The 2,286-nt window shown below is 33.3% G+C and carries 3 protein-coding genes and 1 pseudogene; 3 read left to right on the top strand and 1 reads right to left on the bottom strand.

The features are described 5' to 3' along the window. From P9E47_RS22870 to P9E47_RS22860, 3 genes are all read left to right on the top strand, one after another. Positions 1–511, top strand: a 511-nt coding sequence (locus P9E47_RS22870; RefSeq protein WP_326165185.1) for a VTC domain-containing protein, incomplete at its 5' end; no start/stop codon positions are given. Between the two features lie 20 nt (positions 512–531). Then, positions 532–1,215 carry a DUF4956 domain-containing protein gene (locus tag P9E47_RS22865; protein ID WP_326165184.1) on the top strand — a complete coding sequence of 228 codons (684 nt, stop codon included), beginning with the start codon at positions 532–534 and terminating at the stop codon, positions 1,213–1,215. Positions 1,216–1,240: 25 nt separating this feature from the next. After that, on the top strand, positions 1,241–2,092 hold the full coding sequence (locus P9E47_RS22860) for a DUF4405 domain-containing protein (RefSeq protein WP_003330621.1): 852 nt from the start codon (positions 1,241–1,243) through the stop codon (positions 2,090–2,092). 47 nt (positions 2,093–2,139) lie between these two features. Here P9E47_RS22860 and P9E47_RS22855 read toward each other — a convergent pair. Further along, a pseudogene (locus P9E47_RS22855) lies at positions 2,140–2,268 on the bottom strand (amino acid ABC transporter ATP-binding protein); the annotation flags it as partial. Positions 2,269–2,286: the final 18 nt, after the last annotated feature.

Here is a 2,286-nt window from a genome sequence, read left to right as displayed (position 1 = left end):
TCAGAAAAAAGAAGGGTATTTTGATCGCGATAAATTTCGCGTAAGGCTTTATGACTATAACACTGGCTTATTAAACTTAGAGAAAAAAAGTAAAAGGAATAATCTAACATTCAAGCAAAAATGCCGAATAACAGCGGAAGAGTATGAACAAATCCGTGTTGATAACATCGCATGGATGGAAAATGATTCGAGATCTCTTATGAGGGACTTATATGTTCAAATGAGCTTATTTCAACTAAAACCAATAACCGTTGTTGATTATGAAAGAGAAGTTTTTATTTACAAATACGGAAATGTCCGTATTACTTTTGATAGTTCGATTAAAACAAGCATCCGCAATAATGACGTATTAAACCCTACGATTCCGATGATTGAAACAAATCCGAATATAGTGGTACTGGAAGTGAAGTATGATGAGTATTTACCAACTGTGATTAAACAATTGCTTCAGGTTGGTGACCGCCAAAAAGGAGCCTATTCAAAATATCAAATTAGCAGAATGTATGGGTAACTACCAAGGAGGAATAAAGAATGGAACAACTTAATTTTACTGATATATTCAAATCTAGTTTTTTAGAGAAAACAAGCGGTTTTTCAATAATCGATTCACTTATCGGGTTATTAACAGCCTTTTTAATTGGATTATTCATTTATTTTGTCTATAAGAAAACCTTCTCAGGTGTCATTTACTCTCACACTTTTAATATTTCGTTAATTGTGATGTCTATGGCTACCGCTCTAATTATTATGGGAATCTCCTCTAATATTCTGTTATCCCTTGGAATGGTAGGAGCTCTATCCATTGTTCGTTTTAGGACGCCTATTAAAGATCCTATGGATATCGTTTATATTTTCTGGGCGATTGTTTCCGGCATTTTATGTGGTGCAGGCTTTATTCCACTTGTCATTATCGGGTCCATTTTAATCGGCATAGCCCTACTTGTTTTTATTAATCACATTTCTATTCGAAATCCTTATTTGTTAGTGATTAAATATACTGACGCTGCTATCGAAAAATCGCTGAGTCATATTATTGCTGAAAATTCAAAGAAACATTGTATTAAATCTAAATCTGTTTTTCCAAGCAATAATTACGAAGTAACCTATGAAGTTCGAATTAAAGATGAAGAAATGAACTTTATAAATAATATTTCTAATATTGAAGGTGTTTCATCTGCGGTTATGTTAAGTTATGATGGCAATTTCACTGCTTAAATAGTTATAAGAAAGGGTCCTGAAAATGAAAAAGAGCAATTACGTTAAGTTTGGTTTAGATATAATTATGGCTGTTATTTTCGTCTTATTTTTTAACAAAAGAGTATTAGGAGGATTAGCATTTCACGAAATTGCTGGTATTGCAATTGCCGCGACCTTCTTCACTCATGTATTACTCAATTGGACATGGGTGAAAAAAGTGACAATGAAATTGTTTGATCGAAATTTACCTTTTAAAACAAAATTAGGCTGCTTTTTAAATGTACTTCTGCTAATTTCAATGGCCTTTATCATTATCAGTGGTATTTTAGTATCAAAAGTTGTTTTTCCAAACATTGATATCGGAAATGACCGATGGTTTGAAATGTCTCATATCACCATTTCATTTTTAGTGCTTATTTTAGTGGCAGTGCACGTTGGCTTGCATTGGAATTGGATTATGAATGTTTTAAAAAAAATCTTTTCAATAAAAGCTCCCATACCCTTATTTAGTTTATTAGTTAAATTCGCAACTGTCGCATTACTAGTGTTTGGTGGATATCAAATATTCTCATCTAATTTCATCATGCATTTACAAGGGGTTCCAGGAATATTTGATTCATCTTCTTCACATTTTGAAGGAGAAGAACATTTTGAAAGATTCAACAATTCAGAGGGAGATCAAAAATGGGCTGATCACCAATTCGATAGGCATCTAGCTCAAGATGGTGAGCGTGGCTTCAAAAGAGGGAATCGTCATTTTGAGAGCGTAAATCCACTTGGTGTTATTGGCACGTATTTTAGCATAATGTCGGTATTTATTATTATCACTTATTATCTTGATAAAATTGCAACCAGAAAAAGACGGAGTGCAGTCGATACTGGTGCAAAGCTGTAATACCGAAGACACAAAAGCCGAGGAACTTATTCCTCGGCTTTTAATCATTATTTTAACGTACGTTTTAAGAATTCCTTTGTCCGCTCATGTTTTGGATTGTTAAAAATTTGTTCTGGATGTCCTTCTTCGGCAATAACTCCTTTGTCCATAAAGACAACACGGTCAGATACTTCTTGTTTTCAATCAATGTCTAT

This window comes from Schinkia azotoformans (assembly GCF_035811335.1).
GTDB classification, from domain to species: domain Bacteria; phylum Bacillota; class Bacilli; order Bacillales; family Bacillaceae_J; genus Schinkia; species Schinkia azotoformans.
The sequence above is the reverse complement of the archived record's forward strand: the minus strand, read 5'-3'. Positions and strand labels throughout refer to the sequence as shown.

What these genes read in the sequence shown, in the direction of transcription:
- P9E47_RS22865 (WP_326165184.1), top strand. Translation starts at nt 532, where the DNA reads ATGGAACAACTTAATTTTACTGATATATTCAAATCTAGTTTTTTAGAG.
- P9E47_RS22860 (WP_003330621.1), top strand. Translation starts at nt 1,241, where the DNA reads ATGAAAAAGAGCAATTACGTTAAGTTTGGTTTAGATATAATTATGGCT.